Annotated in this window: 1 protein-coding gene; it reads right to left on the bottom strand. The window is 44.7% G+C overall.

The genetic code is table 11. From position 1 onward, the window contains the following. Positions 1-817 (bottom strand): FeoB small GTPase domain-containing protein (locus R7E78_RS25390; protein WP_318058508.1); only part of this gene is annotated, 817 nt, incomplete at its 3' end. Positions 818-866: the final 49 nt, after the last annotated feature.

Genomic DNA, 866 nt, shown 5'->3' with positions numbered 1-866 from the left:
CAAGTTTTTCGGTAACACTGCGGCTGAGTTTGCCTTCACTGCGGCGAACTTTTTTGCATTGTTCGTGCAGATGAGTGTATTTGGTATCCGCAACGTGTAAATCAATATCCAAATCTAAAGTCGCAATCGCTTCCAGTACTTTGCTTCTATCAAGATCGGACAGGCTATTGAGAACCATCGTGTCTTTTTCTAGAGCACGGATCGCTAATGCACGATGAGAAACGGTTTGATCGTTAAATAGAGAAGAAATATGCTCGATCGCTGCTTCCATCTTATCGCCGTAATTCAAAGAGCGGTCTTTTAGCGCAACACCCTGAACTATGGCTTTGTGGAGCCTTTCTTTAAACTCAGCAACTTGTGCTTTATTAGTGGCAGACAAACTGATCACTGGGCAACCTAGCGTCTTTTCTAACTCAGCAATGTTGATCATCTGACGTTCACGCTTTAACGCATCCATTTTGTTGAGAACAACAACCATCGGACGACCAAGCTCACGAAGTTGCAGCGTCATATATAGACTGCGCTCTAAGCTGGTGGCATCAATCACGTTGATGATCAAATCAGCTGGGTGCGTCAACACCGCACGAGAAGCGATGGATTCATCGATACTGTTACTATCGTTACCGCTGTCCAGAGAGTAAATGCCCGGCAAGTCCGTCAGTAAAAATTCATCACCCGCGTGCTTAAATTGACCCGTTTTTTTCTCAACAGTCACACCCGCCCAGTTACCGACTTGCTGTTTGGCACCAGTCAAACCATTAAAAAGAGTGGTTTTACCGCTGTTTGGGTTACCTACGGTAAGAACTTGATACTGCATTACACTCGCTCCACTTCAATTTTTTGAGCAATGGTTTCTCTTAACGCAA

It is taken from the genome of Vibrio sp. YT-19(2023) (assembly GCF_033337395.1).
The sequence above is the reverse complement of the archived record's forward strand: the minus strand, read 5'-3'. Positions and strand labels throughout refer to the sequence as shown.